The organism is Paenibacillus phytorum (genome assembly GCF_013141715.1).
Lineage (GTDB): Bacteria > Bacillota > Bacilli > Paenibacillales > NBRC-103111 > Paenibacillus_E > Paenibacillus_E phytorum.
Map to the genome: position 1 here is coordinate 1 of NZ_WHOA01000065.1, position 18,262 is coordinate 18,262.

General features: G+C 41.5%; 11 protein-coding genes. 10 read left to right on the top strand and 1 reads right to left on the bottom strand.

The window, feature by feature from the left end; genetic code table 11:
- Nucleotides 1–563 precede the first annotated feature (563 nt).
- Together GC098_RS08160 and GC098_RS08165 are read left to right on the top strand one after the other, a co-directional pair.
- Nucleotides 564–701 (top strand): hypothetical protein, encoded by a 138-nt coding sequence (locus GC098_RS08160; RefSeq protein WP_171642703.1) that lies wholly within the window; start codon nucleotides 564–566, stop codon nucleotides 699–701.
- A gap of 121 nt (nucleotides 702–822) precedes the next feature.
- Complete coding sequence (locus GC098_RS08165) at nucleotides 823–1,548, top strand: MtnX-like HAD-IB family phosphatase (RefSeq protein WP_171642706.1); 726 nt, start codon at nucleotides 823–825, stop codon at nucleotides 1,546–1,548.
- A 59-nt stretch (nucleotides 1,549–1,607) separates the two neighbouring features.
- On the opposite strand, the gene sspI is transcribed toward GC098_RS08165, so the two are convergent.
- Nucleotides 1,608–1,811: a small acid-soluble spore protein SspI gene (gene sspI, locus GC098_RS08170; protein ID WP_171642708.1), complete on the bottom strand. Its 204-nt coding sequence runs from the start codon at nucleotides 1,809–1,811 to the stop codon at nucleotides 1,608–1,610.
- Nucleotides 1,812–1,969: 158 nt separating this feature from the next.
- Between sspI and GC098_RS08175 the strand changes: the two genes are divergently transcribed.
- The 8 genes from GC098_RS08175 (at nucleotide 1,970) to galA (ending at nucleotide 18,093) form a co-directional block, all read left to right on the top strand.
- Nucleotides 1,970–2,629 carry a potassium channel family protein gene (locus GC098_RS08175; protein WP_171642710.1) on the top strand — a complete coding sequence of 220 codons (660 nt, stop codon included), beginning with the start codon at nucleotides 1,970–1,972 and terminating at the stop codon, nucleotides 2,627–2,629.
- Nucleotides 2,630–2,663: 34 nt separating this feature from the next.
- On the top strand, nucleotides 2,664–3,437 hold the full coding sequence (locus GC098_RS08180) for a TrmH family RNA methyltransferase (protein ID WP_246358497.1): 774 nt from the start codon (nucleotides 2,664–2,666) through the stop codon (nucleotides 3,435–3,437).
- A gap of 306 nt (nucleotides 3,438–3,743) precedes the next feature.
- Entirely contained in the window at nucleotides 3,744–6,086 is a 2,343-nt protein-coding gene (locus GC098_RS08185; protein ID WP_171642714.1) for an AraC family transcriptional regulator, read from the top strand.
- A 215-nt stretch (nucleotides 6,087–6,301) separates the two neighbouring features.
- Complete coding sequence (locus GC098_RS08190) at nucleotides 6,302–7,210, top strand: ABC transporter permease (RefSeq protein ID WP_171642716.1); 909 nt, start codon at nucleotides 6,302–6,304, stop codon at nucleotides 7,208–7,210.
- A 14-nt stretch (nucleotides 7,211–7,224) separates the two neighbouring features.
- Nucleotides 7,225–8,100 (top strand): carbohydrate ABC transporter permease, encoded by an 876-nt coding sequence (locus GC098_RS08195; RefSeq protein WP_312880017.1) that lies wholly within the window; start codon nucleotides 7,225–7,227, stop codon nucleotides 8,098–8,100.
- Nucleotides 8,101–8,164: 64 nt separating this feature from the next.
- A complete protein-coding gene (locus GC098_RS08200) occupies nucleotides 8,165–9,709 on the top strand; it encodes an ABC transporter substrate-binding protein (RefSeq protein ID WP_171642718.1) in 1,545 nt (514 codons plus the stop codon).
- Nucleotides 9,710–9,817: 108 nt separating this feature from the next.
- Nucleotides 9,818–15,397, top strand: a complete 5,580-nt coding sequence (locus GC098_RS08205) for an OmpL47-type beta-barrel domain-containing protein (protein WP_171642720.1) — start codon at nucleotides 9,818–9,820, stop codon at nucleotides 15,395–15,397.
- Nucleotides 15,398–15,717: 320 nt separating this feature from the next.
- Complete coding sequence (gene galA, locus GC098_RS08210; protein WP_171642722.1) at nucleotides 15,718–18,093, top strand: beta-galactosidase GalA; 2,376 nt, start codon at nucleotides 15,718–15,720, stop codon at nucleotides 18,091–18,093.
- Nucleotides 18,094–18,262 lie beyond the last annotated feature (169 nt).

Below are 18,262 nucleotides of genomic sequence, written 5' to 3' on the forward strand. Positions count from 1 at the left end.
AGGCATCTGGCGAAGCAGAAGGGCGCGCTCGGTGTCTCCATTTTTCAACGTAAAAATGCTATTTATTTAGCCATCTGTCCATATTGGAGGAACAGGCGGTCTATGAAAACGCTTTTCTCGACAGTCTGAGTTACTCCAATAGAAGCACGAATTTCGAAACCTGAAGATCAGAGATTCTATTGGAAAAATCCAATGGAAGTATGAACTTCTTTTGAATACCGATTCGAATGTCCCAGAAGGTCAATGACCTTAAGGGGCTGTCCCAAGTAGATACATTTGGGACAGCCCCTTTTTTGTGTTGGCAAGGTGGTAAAAGTTTCGGGGTATGAGAATAACCCCAATATAGAGGCAACTTTTTTGAGAGATAGGTCGGCAGCGCAATGAGCGCAAAGCGCCTCATCCGATTATCGGTGAGGCGCTTAATTTTGTTGGACACAAATGCTAGCTTGCTGTTTTACATTTAGAACATCAACCCTTGACTGCACCTGCGGTAACACCTTTGGTAATCTGCTCATTAAAAATAGCGTAGATGAAATCCGTACACGCTTTATGAACTCCCGTCTATGCCTACGATGATTAATGCATATAACGCTACTTTGGCGGTACAGAAGGAAATTGTTAGATGTATGGTTGGCAAGCAGCCATTTCGTGGTGAGTCTCCAATTGATGCTTTTTGCGGTTTAGAATGGGCCAAGTTATAAGTAGAAGTGATGAAAGTAGAATAGTTAGCGTAGGAACCTGTCCTTTGGGCAGGTTTTTTTGTTGTTATATAGAAAACAATGATTATCGGATTCTGAGTTTAAAAGGGGGGACAAACAGGCCATGCAAAAAATTGCTGTCGTGACAGACTTTGACGGAACATTGATGGAGCAGGATGTTGGCGATGTGTTGATGGAAGGATTGGATGTGCTAGATGAACCGCAGGTAATTGAAGCCTCAAGACTTTTTCGAGAGAAAAAGGTCGGTTCTTTGGCTTGGATTGAAGCCGCATACCCCATGCTAGCAGATCGTCAGGAGCAGGTTGATAAGTTGATTGAGAGTGTTCATTTACGGGATGGTGCGAGGGAGTTCATTGATTTTTGCCAGCAGAAAGATGTGCCCGTTACGGTTTTAAGTGATGGGATGCTTTATTATATTGAGCAAATTTTAGGTCGTCACCAGGTGAAAGTGGACCGAATTATCGGGAATCCGATTACCTATTTGGAGGAGGGTCAATTTCAGTTCGGGGTCCAGAATACGAATCCAGTATGTAAATGGTGCGGGTGCTGCAAGGCAAGTGTTGTTAAGCAGCTAAAAGAGGAAGGATGGCTTGTCATTTACATTGGTGATGGCAGCAGTGACTATTATGGCTCCGGCTTTGCCGATTGGATTTTTGCGCGAGCGAGTCTTGCTAGATATTTGAAAGAGGAAGGAACGGTCTATTATCCATTTGAGACGTTTCATGATATTTTAAACATACTAAGAACAGATTGGGATTCATTTCTGAGTGGCACTGCGAATAGCCGTCTTCAAGGGAGATTTCCTGCTGCCTGTAAGTTCCCAGATTAGGATAAAACCAGCTAAGGGAATGCCACAGGCAACCCCCTAGCCAGCTAGATGTTGTAGAGTCATTCGAGATGATCTTTGAGTGTTTCTACAAGTTGGTTTTGAATATCTGCTTCACTATGCTGCCATATGATTTCGAAAAGCACACCAAGTCCGGGCAAAACCCTTTCTTCTCCGCCGATGGAATCCTCAATAACTTCCTGAAGCTCATTATTCGATTTATTCTGGACTCGCTGGACGATGGCCTGTCTTAAGGTGATGTTCATTCGTGGACCTCGCTTCCATTTCGTTATCGATATTAATATGCGCAAGTTTCAAGCGGTTCATCCTTCCATACTTCGCCACCTATCCATGCATAGTGAGTTGCGGCCCGTGAGTATGTTATAATTATAATCATCTTAGGAATTTGGAGGACACGCCAACAGTGAGAAAGCAATTTGCGATTATTGGAATGGGAAGATTCGGGTCTAGCGTCGCTAAAACATTGTCACAATTAGGGTTTGAGGTCCTTGCTATTGATCATCGTGAAGAGACGGTTCAAGAGGTTTCAGCTTTCGTCACACATGCCGTTCAAGCAGATTCTACGGATGAAGAAGCGCTGCGAGCTCTAGGTATTCGAAATTTTGACGTTGTGGTTGTGGCTATTGGAGAGGATATTCAAGCGAGTATTCTGACTACATTAATCCTCAAAGAAATGGGCATACCTACGACTGTAGTGAAAGCTGTAAATGATCTGCATGGAAAAGTGTTAAAAAAAATTGGCGCAGACAAAGTCGTTTATCCGGAAAGAGATATGGGACAGCGTGTGGCGCATCATCTGATCTCATCTAATATTATCGATTACATAGAACTATCTGCCGATTACAGTATCGTTGAGATTAAGGTTTCCAAACAAATGATTGGTAAAAGCCTCAAACAGTTGGATATCCGGGCTAAATATGGCTGCAATGTCATTGCGATCAAACAAAATGAACAGCTCATTATTCCGCCGAGTGCGGAAGAGCCGCTTAGAATGGACGATATTCTGGTTATTGTAGGAAAAAATTCAGATCTTCAAACTTTTGAAGTGACTTTCGCAGAGTAGGTAAAGATAAATGACAAGTGCACATACGGAAATTATGTCTGTTCAGAATGCCAGAGTCAAAGAATGGGCGCAGCTTTTAGAACGCAAGGGCAGGGACAAACAAGGGAAATATATCATTGAGGGTTACCATCTGGTTGAGGAAGCATTGCGTGCGGGAGCTCCGGTGGAGACCATTATTTATAGCTTGGAAAAAGGGGTTCCTGCTGGGTTAGCTGAGCAGGTCTCCCCATCTGTGGAATGGGTCGGCGTCAGCCAGGCTGTGCTGGAAAAATGCTCAGATACGCAGACGCCGCAGGGGGTTTTGGCCGTTGTGGCTCGGCCTCAGCTTGGCATGGACGAGCTGCTCGCCGGCGAGCATGATCTTGTAGTTGTCCTGGACGGCGTTCAGGACCCGGGCAATCTTGGCACGATCATCCGCAGCGCGGATGCTGTCGGGGCCAAGGCTGTTGTGCTCGGCCGCGGCACGGTCGATCTGTACAATCCCAAGACGATCCGCTCAACGATGGGATCGATGTATCATCTGCCGATTGTGGAGGCAGATCTGCTTGCGCTGCTGCCGCGTGCGCGTGAGCGCGGCGTGCGGCTTGTGACCACGAGCCTGCAGGCGCAGCGCTCGTGTTACGACACGGACCTGCGGCAGCCGACGTGGCTGATCCTCGGTAACGAAGCCAAGGGCGTGTCGCCGGAGGTCGCTGCACAGTCGGATGTGCAAGTGATTATTCCGATGCAGGGCAAAGCGGAATCGCTGAACGTCGCGATGGCTGCGACGGTGCTGCTGTTTGAGGCTTCACGGCAGCGGTTGGTTTAATCAAACAATAATTCCTGCCTTGTGTGAGTTGTAATTCAGTTTGTCACCGTTTGTAATTTATTTTGTCATCGATTTGGAACGTAGATTTGTCACAACTAAGACAGTCCCGATGTGGCTCAAAGCCTTGATACATCGGGATTTTTAATGCAATTCATAAAATAAGTTTTTGTTTTTTTACTGAATTTTGTAGATTAATTGGAGTTTCTCAAGGGAACTTGAGGAATCTTCGTCTATATACCTTGTCGATATCATCAGAATAGCATTATAATAGATCGAAATTACAACTTTGGGTGTGGTGGTATTCCTGTGAAATTGAAATCATTTCAAAAGAAGAAGTTTTTTAACGGCATTTACCTATGGATAACGGCAGCTATCTGTTTTCTTGTAATCGGTTTTTCGGCTACTATTTATTATAACGTTAGAAAAAATGTCGTAGAAAACAACTACGAATTGAATAAACAAATGCTTTATCAAATGAAATATAATATTACATATATGAATGAGACTGTCAGACATTTGATTTCCTCCATATATTTTAGCGCAGATGTGGATTATTTATTGCATGTCAAAGAGACAGACAGTAACATTTTTGATTTGAATCTTACTTTGAATAAAATGACTACTTCCGTCATTAACAATAATCCACTTATTCATTCTATCTATCTATATAATAATGAGGCTAAAACTTTTCTATCGACCTACAATGGCATGTTTTATCAAGATGAAGAACTGAAGGATACTTTAAATTCCTATAAGACCCTTCCTATTTTGCAGCCTATTTCGAGGGAAATGAAAATGGATGGTAAATCAACAGAGGTATTTACTTATGCAATGTATAAGTCTTCGAGCGTGAATGGGGTATATGACGGGGCTGTGTTTGTAAATGTGAATGCGGATTTGGTTATTAACAATATCAAAACCATTAATGCTACGGATACGAAAGGGGACTTATTTTTACTAAGCGATAAACGACAGGTTATGAACAGCGATTTGAACACAAAAAGTCTGAAGGAGCCTGTGAAACAACTATTTGTGAGCAAAATCGAGGAGAATATTAAACAGGGCCAACAATACGGGTATATGATTAATAAGATACTTGGAGAAAATTATTTTATCACCTATATGTACATTGAAGGCGCGGATTGGGTTTTAATAAAAACTCAACCCCTCTCAGACGTATTAAGATACATGAATAAGATACAATTAAGTATTCTTATTATGACTTTAATTTTCCTCGCACTAAGTATACTTATTTCGTTCGCGTTATCAAAACAGATCTATAGGCCGATTGGCAATTTAGTGCAGAGGATGAGTTCTGGAAGATTTGGTTCAAATGAAAACAACTCTACAATTCATCATGATGAGATTGGCTTCCTAAACCAAACGTACACAAGAATTGTTGAACTCGTTCAAACTGCCCAGAGCAAAGAGCACGAGAATGTAAATCAATTGAAAAATTATTACCTTAGAAACCTTTTGATTGACAGTGTGGCTATGCAAGAAAAAGAATTGCTTAGCTTAAAGGAACATAGTCAGCTTATGTTAAGTTCAGATGGAACGTTTATCGTTTGTGTTATGAAAATCGATAATTATCAGTTTTTTAAAGAAAATAATACGGCTAAAGATATCGAACTTTTTAAATATTCTATTATCAATATTACATCCGAGACTATATCAAAAGCGTTTACCACTGAATCATTGGATATGAAAAGGGATCATTTCACGATTATCATTCATTCGGAAGTTCAAGATAAAGATGAGATTTATCAGGGTCTCTATGATTGCTTATTGGAATTACAGGGTAATATCTCTAAATATTTAGGCTTGTCGTTATCTATATCTATAGGAATTGCTGTAGACAAAGTTAATCATTTATCCCAAAGCTATAACGTTGCTCTAAACAATGCAAACTATCGGTATGTATTCGGTAAAAGTTCAATTATCACTTTGGATATGATCGAGGAGCAAAATCAAATAAAGGAACTCCACTACTCGGTTAATCTGGAAAAAAAGCTAGTTGACGAAATGAAGTCTTTAAACGTAAACGCTGCCGAGGATATGATATTTGCTATTCTAAAAGAAATATCCCAGCAATCTGGCAGCCACATTCCTTTTTCGATTATGCAATTAATAAGAACAATAATGGCGACCGTGTTTGAAATTAACGAACCCAACATCAACCAACCTGTAATCGATTTTAATGAGATTTACGGTAGCGTTATGACGCTAGAAACCATTGATGAGATATACGATGAAATGAAGAGCTTGCTTCGTCGGTTGATAAGCACGGAGAAATATCAAAGTCATCAGAAACATATTGCTATTGTTCAAGCCATCAAAGATACGATTGAAAAAAATTATTCTGAACCCGATCTTTCGCTCCAAAAATTAGGTTCGATGTACAAAATGTCACCGGCCTACGCAGGACAAATATTTAAGGGTCAAATGGGAATGTCGGTAGCATCCTATATTAACGATGTGCGAATCCTAAGCGCTAAAGAATTGTTAGAGACATCCCAATTGACTGTGTCACAGGTCATGGAGAAGGTCGGGATTCCAAATGAAACGAGCTTCTATCGATTGTTCAAAAAGAAGTTCGGGAGTTCACCTAAGGAGTATGTTCTCATGCAAGCGATAAAAGAGAATTAATAATGAAAACAAGCGGATAACCGGGTGCAATATGCATCCGGTTATCCGCATTTTTTGTGATTTGTTAGAAAATCGTAAAATTGATAGCCCCATTATTCGCTAAATCGCAGGGAAATCTACACTTTTGCCAGTTTATTCGTGGGGAGCGAACAGTATATAGTAATGGCATCAGCAATGAAGAAATAATCACACAATGTAGAAGGTAGGAGGATAAAATGAAGGCATTGCGCACATTCCGCAAAAACTATGAATTGTTTCTTTTGACAGTTCCTGGCATGTTATTTTTATTCGTTTTTTGTTACATCCCTTTATATGGTCTGGTGCTTCCATTTAAAGATTACCGATACGATTTAGGTTTTTGGAAAAGCCCGTGGGTAGGCTTTAAAAACTTCCATTTTCTTTTTTCGAGTGAAGATGCTTTACGTATTACCCGAAATACAGTACTTCTCAATGCACTATTTATTGTTGTGTTACTAGTGCTCTCTATCATGTTTGCTTTGATGTTGTATGAAATGTCGCGCAAGTTTGTTAAGTTATATCAAACAATCATGTTTTTCCCTTTCTTTTTATCTTGGGTGGTCGTAAGTTATGTGTTTCTCGCTTTTCTTGATATGGAGCATGGATTTATTAATATGTTGCTGCAAAAAATGCATATTAGTCCGGTCTTATGGTATAACGAACCTTCCTATTGGCCGTCATTGCTTGTAAGTGCCAATACATGGAAGAACATAGGTTATTTCACGATTATTTATTACACGGGATTATTAGGAATCGATAGCGAACTATTCGATGCAGCTGACATTGATGGAGCAAGCAAGCTGCAAAAGATTAAGAATATATCAATTCCGATGTTAAAGCCGATGATCACGATGTTGCTTTTACTCCAAATTGGAAAAATATTTTACGGAAACTTTGATCTTTTCTATAATTTGACTCGTGATTCATCCTTGCTGTATTCAACAACTGACGTTATTGATACTTACGTCTACCGTTCATTAAAAGGTGTTGGTGATTTTGGGATGTCTTCTGCAGCGAGCGCTTACCAGTCCTTTGTCGGGTTTATCCTTGTTATTGTTTCTAACTGGATTATTAAAAAATATGACAGAGAAAACGCATTATTTTAAAGGGGGGAGAACGGGTGCGAGTTAGTCTTTTCAATACGATGATTCATATTGTGATGGCGGTTGTTTCCATTGTATGTATTGCGCCGATCATACTTGTATTTTCAATTTCGATATCTAGTGATATGGATATTCTAAAAAACGGATATTCGTTTATTCCAAAGCATATTGATTTGGCAGCCTATCGATTTATTTTTCAAAACCCAGGTCAACTATTTACGTCGTATATTGTTACAATATTCGTTTCGATTGTGGGTACAGTAATTGGACTGTTATTTACCTCAATGCTGGCTTTTGCAATATCTAGGAAAGATTATGCGTATGCCAATAAAACTTCGTTTTATGTGTTTTTCACAATGCTGATTAACGGCGGTTTGATTCCTTGGTATATCCTCGTGGTTAATCAATTGCACATGAAGGATTCTATATTCGCCTTAATTCTTCCGTATTTGGTCAGTGCATGGTTTGTTATGCTTATGAAAGGATTTTTCACGAACATTTCATCCGCGATTATTGAATCTGCAAAAATCGATGGAGCAAGCGAGCTCGGAATATTTTTTAAAATTGTTCTTCCGATAGCCAAGCCAGGCCTAGCTACGGTTGGATTGTTCTACCTGCTTACGTACTGGAATGACTACTACTTAAGCTTAATGTTTATTCAAAACAATACTGAAATAATTTCTTTACAATATATGCTATTTAAAATTCAGTCTAACATGGATTTTCTGAAAAGTGCTTTTGTTCCACCATGGATGATTAACAAAGTGTCATTGCCGGATTTATCGGCAAGAATGGCAATGGCTGTTTTAGCTGCAGGTCCGATGCTATTTGTTTTCCCGTTCTTCCAGAAGTACTTTGAAAAAGGTATTACTATTGGTTCGGTAAAAGGATAGGCCACGTAACTTGATTGTTACTGCGAAAGCAGTCTCAATATAAAACAACAGGAGGGTTTAAGAAATGATGAAAAAGAAGCTTTCACTTTGTACGACCTTGGTTATTGGGGCATCTTTGCTTCTCAGCGCATGCGGATCCAATGCAGCTAAGTCAACAAATGAAACGGCAAGTGCATCACCAACGTCTTCTGCATCTGCGGGAGCGTCTGCTTCACCAGCTGCATTAAAACCGGTTGAGTTGACTTGGTACACAGTCGGCACTCCACAAAAAGATCAACCTGCAGTTATGGAAGAAATAAACAAAATACTGAAGGAAAAAATCAATGCCACATTAAAGCTTAATGTCATCGACTGGGGGGCATACGATGATAAAATGAAAGTCATCACTTCTACAAATGAGAATTATGATTTGGCATTTACGTCTTCATGGGCAAATAACTATGCGGCCAATGTTTTGGCTGGAGCTTATGTGCCGTTGGACGATCTGCTTAAGAAGTATGGTCAAGATATTTTGAAGCAAGTTCCGGCAAAATATTGGGATGCAACAAAGGTAAGCGGCAAAATTTATGGTTCACTGAACTATCAAACTTACTACATATCTCGTGGACTAGCTTTTAATAAAGGACTTGTAGAGAAATATAATTTTGATGTAAAGAGCGTCAAAAAGCCGAGCGATTTAACTCCATTCCTGGAGAAGGTGAAAAGCGGTGAGCCAGGTACGACAGGTTATTTGCCTGCCGTGACCGGATTCCCTGAATTGTTCAATATGGAAACAGGATTTACAATAGATGCCGTGCAAGGAAATAGCTTGTTTCCGCTAATGATTAACGTTAACGACAAGAACATGAAAGTGTTTGACGGAGTGGAGAGCAAGGAGTTTATGGATTTGATGAAGGTTTATAGAGACTGGTATCAGAAGGGCTACATTCGAAAAGATGCAGTCTCATTAAAAGATTACAAAGCCGAGGCAAAATCCGGCAAGTATGCGGTATGGGCACGCGGCGGCGGTCCTGGTGCCAGCGAAACAGCAACTGCTGAACAAGGATATCCTGCTGTAGTTGTCGATAGTGTTCCTAGTTATATAAATACAGGCGGAGTCATTGCAACAATGACAGCAATTTCTAAAACGAGTAAAAATCCAGAGAGAGCGATGATGTTGCTTGATTTGCTTTACAGCGACAAACAATTGTATCGGTTATTGTCCGATGGGATCGAAGGCAAGCACTATAAGAAGGTTGATGACAATACAATGGAAGCTATTGCAGATAGTGGCTATGCTCCGGGCACGAACTGGGAGTTTGGAAACATGTTTAATGATTATGCGAGCAAAGGGTCACCGGTCACGCTCGATCAACTCAAACAATTGAATGATACATCGGCCACTTCACCATTACTAGGATTTTTGTACAATCCAGATTCCCTAAAACAAGAATATGCACAAGTAAATGCAATTATGGGAGAAATGATCCCTGCTCTAATGACAGGTACTGTAGATCCAGAAACGAGTATTCCTAAGTATGTGGATCGCATGAAGAAAGCAGGATTAGACAAGTTAACGGACGATGCTCAGAAACAAATCAATGATTGGAAAGCAGCAAACGGCAAGTAATTTGTGTAGAACCGCCTCAATCCAAATGACGGAGAAAGGTGGTTCTACTAAAATAGAAGGCCCTGCGAGTTTTCGAAAAAATACTTAATTATGTGAGGGGACGAGGAAATGAGTAAGTGTACTCCTAGAAAAATATTACGTGTATTTTTATATTTCACATTGATTATGTACTCTTTCTGTGGCGCTATTCCAAATGTAAGCGCTAACGCGGCAGGAAATATAATTTATAAAGAGTTTTTTGTATCTACAACAGGTAGCGACAATAATGATGGGACTTATGAGCAGCCGTTTCTGACCATTGCAAAAGCCCAACAAACTGTTCGTCAATTCAATCGAAATATGACTGGCGACATTTATGTTTTTATTGCACCGGGCAATTATTACATCCATGACCGGTTGAACTTCGATGAACAGGATTCAGGTTTTAATGGGCACCAGGTTTATTATAGAAACCTCGGAGCTCCCGGAAGCGCGCATTTAATTGGCGGCGACCCTATTTCAGGCGGTTGGATGCAGACAATGGCTTCCGATGCGGTGGGTACGGATTATTTAAGTGAATTGCCATCATCTGCGGTGGGCAAAGTTTATAAAGTTCAACTTGATCCCGCAAAATATAACTTTAACCAACTTTATATTGGCTTCCAAAAAGCCATCATGGCTCGTACGCCCAATAAGGTGGAGGATCCTAAATTCCAAGCGTCTAATGCCCCATATTTATTTTCAACAAGCGGTTCAAACAAAGATATGGGTTACAAAGCGGGTGACCTAACTCCGGCTCAAATAAAGGCTCTGAAAGATGCTCAGGCAAGCGGTCGGTCAGAAATTGCTCAACTTTTCGTCTTTGACGCCGGAGGAAGCGCTTTCGAGTCTAACATTCTTCCTATTAGCAGGATCGACACAACGAATAATAAATTGTATTCACCGTACGATTCTGCGCATCCTGAACTGTATATCACAAAATATAACATTAATTCCAACGCACGCTATTTCTTGCAAGGGAACATTTCTTTTTTGGATTCACCCGGTGAGTATTACTATGATAAACAGACAGGTTGGCTTTATTACTATCCGACAGACACTGATAATGTTGCAGGCGTCGATGGTATGAACAACTTGAATGTTGTGGTTCCGACAACGAACGAAATTATTCATTTGCAGGGAACTGATAAATCCGCAATTTCGGATTGGGGCAAAACACCGGATCCTGCAAAACAAGTTAGTAACATCACTTTTGACGGATTTACTCTCGAATGTACAGAATCAAGTAATTATATCGTAGATGGGTGGAGCTACGGTGAAACCTGGTATGCTGGCGGTACGGCAATTCCATACCCACCGCCAGAGGCAGCGGGTAGCACACAGCCATATTATTCTGACTATGCTGTTCGTCCGGCATATATGCATGGCGGGTTTACATTGATCAATACCAACCATATCACGATTCAAAACAGCCGCATTACCAATATGGGGATGTTTGGAATCATCGTTTGGCGTGATAACGCATACAATACTTTCCAAAATCTTGTTATAGATAACACCGGCATGGGCGGCATTAATACGGATGGCGGTTATCCGGGCGTTGGAAAATACAACAACAACCATACCTTCTATAATCTGTCCATTCACCATGTTGGACAAAGCGATGCTTTTGGTGCTGGATTGCAAGTTATGAATACAGGTTTTAGCAATTTTAAGAATCTCGAAATTTACTATGCTCCACGACGTGCGATTTCGTTTGTCGGCCAGGCACAGACTATGCCTAGTGCTAGTCCTAATTTTAACCCTGTGACAGACGTTTATAACTACGGCAACCATTTTGAATATATCTATGTGCATGATGCTGAACAAGATACAGCTGAGGATAGCGCCATATTCATTGGAGCCCTTTTCAAAGGCAGTGATGTGAATAAATTTTACGGCACAAACGACCCGACAAAAGTTACCAATCCAGCAACAGGTCAGCCATACGGTGACTTAAAGGCCAATTTCTTTAATCAAATTGTAACTTCGGATATCGGTAGTGCTCCCGACGTTCGCGATATGAATACGGTTCATGGTTTGGACTTGGCAATGGGCGCTTCGGGTACGCATCTTTCTAATATTGAAGGCATTAACAATCAAAGCGCTAATTTACGTGTCGAACCCACACAAAATAATGACAAGTTTTATGTGGATAACATAAACAGCGATTATCCATCGTCAGCTTATAATCCGAGCCTATATTATACGTTTGACAACTCGAAGATGGATTATGCCCGTATCGGCATCAACCGTCAAGAGTTTCCGTTCACTTCCGAATTGTATAATCCGACCTCGCCGAAATTGCAATCGGATAGCTATTTTTCGGATGACTTTGAGAGCGGAAAGATTGACTCAACAAAATGGTCTATTGAAAAAGGCAATCCTGTTATTTCCACCGCTTATACAGCCGAAGGTCCGTTTAACGGTCAATACTCTCTCTTCATCAACGGCGGCGCTGCAGGAAATTCAAGCGGCGTTGCATTAAGCAGAACATTCAGCAACAACTTAAACAAAATCGTAACTGGCTGGTTCTTTGATAAACGTCGTGATTATGCCAATCATGACTACAACGAAGGCTTGAACAATTCGGATGTTATGGTTCAATCTTTCATGAGGGTTGATGACCATACTTCTGCTAACCAAGTCGGGTTAGGAATTAACGGTCATACTAGCAAGGACTATTTCAGTTATCTTGAAGGTACTACTGAAAAGTTAACGACGATACCACGTAGTTTTGGTTGGCATCAGTTTAAGTTTGACTACTCGACTCCTGGCCAAGTCAATCTTTCTATTGATGGTCAGTTTGTAACAACCCTCAATAGAGCATCATTCAATTATATTGGCATGGGAAATTACAACAGCACTGGCGCTCCTGGTACGAACACGGGTATGTCATATTATGATGATATTGATGTTTACGGCGGTGTGGACGCTCCGGCAGTGCAGCCTGTTCAATCACATCCAGCCTCAATACCATCCTATACGCCACCGGCAGTACCTGCTTCGTTAATCAACTGGAATTTTGAAAACGGCAGTATGCCGGTAACTGAAATTGCAAGTACGAATAACGGACAGACTGCAGCATATAACATTAATGGTTTTACAACTTTCTGGGGATCTAATCCTAATTTAAAAGTTGTAGCAAACCCGAAGAAGGATCCGACAAACGGTAGCGATAAAATTATGCAAGTAAATAATGAGTCTTCGCAATATTATGTTTCTACGAATAATTGGAGCAATTACACCCTTACGTCTAAATTTACACTTGCAAGCGATTATACAGACACTGCACACCCTTTACGTTTCTTTATTTATACTCAGCCGATCATCAAATCCGGTACTTACGCAAATAAAATGACATACCAACCGGCCGGATACAATGTTGCTTTTAATAAAAGTACTAATAAAATGGAATTATACCGTGCTGATCAAAATTCTGATGCTACCCATACCAACACAATAATTCCTGGATCGACAAAAGCTAATTTGCCTGCTGGCCTATTCAATGCCGTCACTGGTAGTGGCAGTTGGCATACCTTGTCCATCACTGTAGGTGAAGGTACCATAACCGCAACACTTGACGGAACTACCACGATTACAGGGCAGGACTCAACATATACAAGCGGCTTCTTTGGTTTTATTCCTTGGGATGGCAGCAACGCAAAGTTTAACTTATGCTTAGACGATATTAGCATAAAGACAAATCCACCGAATATGGTGTACGACGCGAATCTCAAACTTGGTAACGCAACACTCAACGGAAATTTCAACCCTAGTTATACATCATATCAGGCGTCAATAACCGATACAACAGCGCAGGTCACACTTATTAAGCCTTCTTCAGAAAATGGCGCAACATACTCCATTTTACTGAACGGCACAGATATTACGAGCGATTTCGGGGATACGACAACGCCCCAAACACTGCCTTTAATATACGGTCCGAACACGCTTACAATCGCTCAGAAATCAAGTGACGGCGCAACCATTAACTATACTGTTGGCATTTACAAGCCCTATACAACTGCAACAATAAACACATTTTCACCGGTATCAACAACGGCCGGCACACCGCCAACACTTCCGGCAACGGTTGCTGTGACATTTGATGGCAGCAATACCCAACAAATTCCTGTTAAGTGGGATATGATGAACAATTATGTTCTTAATACTCCGGGAACATACACTGTAAATGGCTCATTGGTGGGAATGTACGGCAAAGCTAGCATCCCAGTCAATATTAACGGTGTAACATCAATAGACTCTTTATCACCTATATCAACAAGGAGTAAGGTAGCACCTGTATTACCAACATCAGTTTCGGCACAAACGATAGAAAATGGTGTGACCGGAAGCACAACATTACCGATTACTTATCTTGATCTTGATCCTTCTTTATATTCAAAAGCAGGAACAATTTTAGCTGTAGCTAATGTTAACGGACGTAGTGCTACAATACTGCAACATGTTGTTGTCTCAGAATCAAAAACCCTTGTAAGCATAACAACACCCGCAGCAATCACAGAGTTAGAAAACGGAGCAGCCAAGACGGCAGAAGCTCTTGGATTGCCTGCTACAGTAGAACTGGTTACCGATGCGGGCAGTGTGAATGCTAGTGTGACATGGGATGTACATGCTTCAAGCTATGATCCGTCCGCACAGACAGGACAGACGTTTACGGTTAGCGGAACGGTAACCCTGCCTGACGGGGTTGCGAATCCGAACAACGTGGCACTGACAACAAGCATTAATGTGACTGTTTTGGCTGCAATTCAAGTTCCTGATGCACCGACGGGATTAACAGCAGCGGCAAATGCGACCACTGATGTTACGCTGAACTGGTCGGCAGTGCCTGGGGCAGAGAGATATAACATTTACCGTGCTGATTCCAAGGGCGGAATCTTTGAGAAGGTAAACGATGCTGAAGTGCTTGCTGCGACATTTACAGATCTCAACTTGAATCCGGATATGGTATATGTTTATCAAGTGACTGCTGTTAACACTGCGGGCGAGTCGGGCTACAGTAACGCAGCCGAGATTAATTTAAACGTTCCTCCTGTAACTGTCGCAAAGCTGGATGGAACAAAGCTCGGTGAGTGGTATCGAACTCCAGTTACAATAACGCTTAATGCAACTGATAATTTTTCAGGGGTAGCTGATACCTTCTACACGGTCGACGGCGGTACTGAGCAAAAAGGTACTTCCGTTACCATTAAAGAAGAAGGCAGTCACACCATCTCTTATTGGAGCGTTGACAAGGCAGGCAATGTTGAAACGCCGCATACAGCAGTCGTGCAATTGGATAAGACGGCCCCAACACTTCATGTAGTTTTGGATAAAACTATTTTGTGGCCGGCAAACCACCAAATGATTACGGTAAGTGCGTCTGTGTATTCCGAAGATAGTCTTTCCGGTATCGAATCTGTCGTTCTTACATCCATAATAAGCAACGAGTCGGATAATGGATTAGGTGATGGTCAAACGTCAAACGACATTCAAGGTGCAGAGTTAGGCACTTTGGATACTAAATTTTTGCTTCGTGCCGAAAGATCTGGCAAAGGGAATGGACGCATATACACGATCACCTATACGGCTTTTGATCGTGCAGGTAATAAAATTTCTGCTTCATCAACCGTTACGGTTCCTCACGACATGAATGATAAATAATGTAATAAATTCGAATCGAAGTAAAAGAAATTGTTTACTATGTAAATTTTGGCCTCATGGATAGGTTGAATGAAGGAATCAAGCGGATAACCGGGCGCAAGTTGCATCCGGTTATCCGCATTTTTTTGTGATTTGTTAGAAAATCGTAAAATTGATAGCTCCATTATTCGCTAAATCGCAGGGAAATCTACACTTTTGTCAGTTTATTTGTGGGGAGCGAACAGTGTATATTAATGGCATCAAGCGAAGGAACTATCACACAAACTAGATCTGGGGCACATGACAGACTATATCAATGATCTGCGAAGCGAGGGATAACGATGAAGACAACGCCAAGAACGGTACAAAGCTTTGACTCCGATTGGCTCTTTCATTTAGGCGATTTGCCTGTTAGGCATGCTGTTAAAGGAGGTATGACAGGGGGATTAACCGACTGCGAGCAGATTGCTGAAGGGGAATGGCTGAAGATTGCCTATTTTGATGAAAGAGAGCAGGCTGCCTTAGATGAGCGGGATTGGAAGACAGTCAATCTTCCACATGACTGGTGTGTGGAAGGAAATTACGTTTATGACGGAGATATGGTTAAGCACCATAAGAGTCACGGATATCTCCCGGTTGGGATTGGCTGTTACCGTAAAGTGTTTGAGATTCCTGCGGGAGATTTAGGGAAAAAGATCATAATCGAATTCGATGGCGTAATGCGAAACAGTACAGTATGGGTAAATGGACATCTAATGGGAACTCACCAAAGCGGCTATACAGGCTTCTGTTATGACATTACTGATATTGCGCGCTATGGAGAAGAGGGACAAAATGTCATTTTCGTCAAAGTGGATGCCAGTGATTATGAAGGTTGGTGGTATGAAGGATGTGGTATTTATCGCCACGTGTGGCTGATTAAGACGGATAGACTTCATGTTGGCAGGCACGGAACGTATGTGACCACACCGGTTGTAAGAGAAGATGAAGCCCAGGTCAACATCAAAACTACGATATATAACGAATACGCTCAAACGATGAGTGGTATACTCAAGACTTCAATTATGGACAGAACAAAGCAAGTTGTTGCTTCCTTTTCAAATAAGATAACAATCGAAGGAGACAGAGATACCGAGGTTGAAATGGTAATGGCATTGATGGCACCTAATCTTTGGTCACCAGAGCAGCCTTATCTATATGAAGTGGTTACAGAAATCTATGATGCTAACGAAAATCAAATAATTGATATATATAAGACACCACTAGGTGTAAGAGCATTACAATTTACTGCAGATAATGGCTTCTATCTAAACGGCAAGCCGTATTTGATAAAAGGAACATGCAATCATCAGGATTTTGCAGGTGTTGGTGTTGCTCTACCCGATCAAGTAACGGAATATAAAATCAAACTTCTCAAAGAAATGGGATGTAATGCCTACAGGTGTGCTCACCATGCTCCGTCACCGGAGCTTCTGGATCTATGCGATAGACTCGGAATGCTCGTGATGGACGAGAACAGGAAGCTAGATATATCTCCGGATGGGATTGCAGACCTGAAAGAGATTCTCTATCGTGATCGAAATCACCCTTCCATTATTATGTGGAGCATGGAGAACGAGGAAATATTGGAAGGTACCATCATGGGTTCGCGCATGTTGGATACTTTGTCACGAATTACGCATGTCATCGATCCTACTCGTCCAACCATTGCTTGCATGAATCACGGCTGGAATGACGGCGGTTACAGCAATTCCGTAGATATTACCGGATATAACTATGGCCAAAGAGAGGATCAATATATTCACGATCACGAGCAATTTCCAGATCGGATCATGATTGGCAGTGAGAGCACCAGTTGTACGACCACTCGCGGAATTTATGAAAATGATACTGTGATGGGGTATTGTTCATCCTATGGAGATCAGATTCCAGAGTGGTCCTGTTCGCATGAAAAATCATGGCAAGATATCGTAAAGCATCCTCATTTGACCGGTATATTCGTTTGGACGGGTTTTGATTACAGAGGAGAACCGACACCTCATCAATGGCCATGTATTGGATCGCATTTCGGGATCATGGATAGCTGCGGATTTCCAAAGGATGCTTACTTTTACTATAAAGCGGCCTGGACGGATGAGCCGATGGTGCATGTGATGCCCCACTGGAATTGGTTGGATAAAGTAGGGCAAGAGATTAATGTATGGACGTACAGTAATTGCGAGACCATGGAGTTGGTTCTTAACGGTCAGAGTTTGGGTGAACAGGTTGTTGACCGGAACTCGCGTATGGAGTGGAAAGTCAAATATTCCCCTGGAGAACTAATAGCTATAGGAAAAACTGCTGATAAGGAGATCGTAAGAAAGGTTATGGTTACCGCAGGTCATCCATCCATTATTACGTTGAAATCGGATAAAATAACGCTTAATGCCAATGACACTGATGTAGCGATGGTTAAAGTATCCATCGTGGATCACGCGGGTATAATTGTACCGACCGCGGACAATGAAATCCTGTTCACGATTGAAGGTCCGGGTAAGATTCTCGGCGTTGGTAATGGAAACCCGAGCAGTCATGAGCCCGATAAAGCGACTCGCAGATGGGCGTTTAACGGACATTGCTTGGTCATTATTCAAGCAGCTATAGGGAAAGGAGAGATTATTTTAAGAGCATCTTCAACCTCTATTGAGTCTGCCGCTATTGTTATTGAAGCCATTTAAGCTTGTGCAGAGTGGGATTTCGGTGGACTTCCTTCGTGGCTGCAGTAGGGTTGTTTATTCTTAAGAGCTATCATTTAGATGGAAACATGTCTGAATACATTATTTGCATGGAGCTCCTGCCAATCAATCTTGGATAAGATCTAAAATTATGAAGTCATATCGTGAATAG

Bases quoted from the DNA above. Each gene is read 5' to 3' on its own strand.
- GC098_RS08160 (WP_171642703.1), top strand. From the start codon at position 564: ATGCCTACGATGATTAATGCATATAACGCTACTTTGGCGGTACAGAAG.
- GC098_RS08205 (WP_171642720.1), top strand. From the start codon at position 9,818: ATGAGTAAGTGTACTCCTAGAAAAATATTACGTGTATTTTTATATTTC.
- sspI (WP_171642708.1), bottom strand. From the start codon at position 1,811: ATGAACATCACCTTAAGACAGGCCATCGTCCAGCGAGTCCAGAATAAA.
- GC098_RS08200 (WP_171642718.1), top strand. From the start codon at position 8,165: ATGATGAAAAAGAAGCTTTCACTTTGTACGACCTTGGTTATTGGGGCA.
- GC098_RS08165 (WP_171642706.1), top strand. From the start codon at position 823: ATGCAAAAAATTGCTGTCGTGACAGACTTTGACGGAACATTGATGGAG.
- GC098_RS08180 (WP_246358497.1), top strand. From the start codon at position 2,664: ATGTCTGTTCAGAATGCCAGAGTCAAAGAATGGGCGCAGCTTTTAGAA.
- GC098_RS08190 (WP_171642716.1), top strand. From the start codon at position 6,302: ATGAAGGCATTGCGCACATTCCGCAAAAACTATGAATTGTTTCTTTTG.
- galA (WP_171642722.1), top strand. From the start codon at position 15,718: ATGAAGACAACGCCAAGAACGGTACAAAGCTTTGACTCCGATTGGCTC.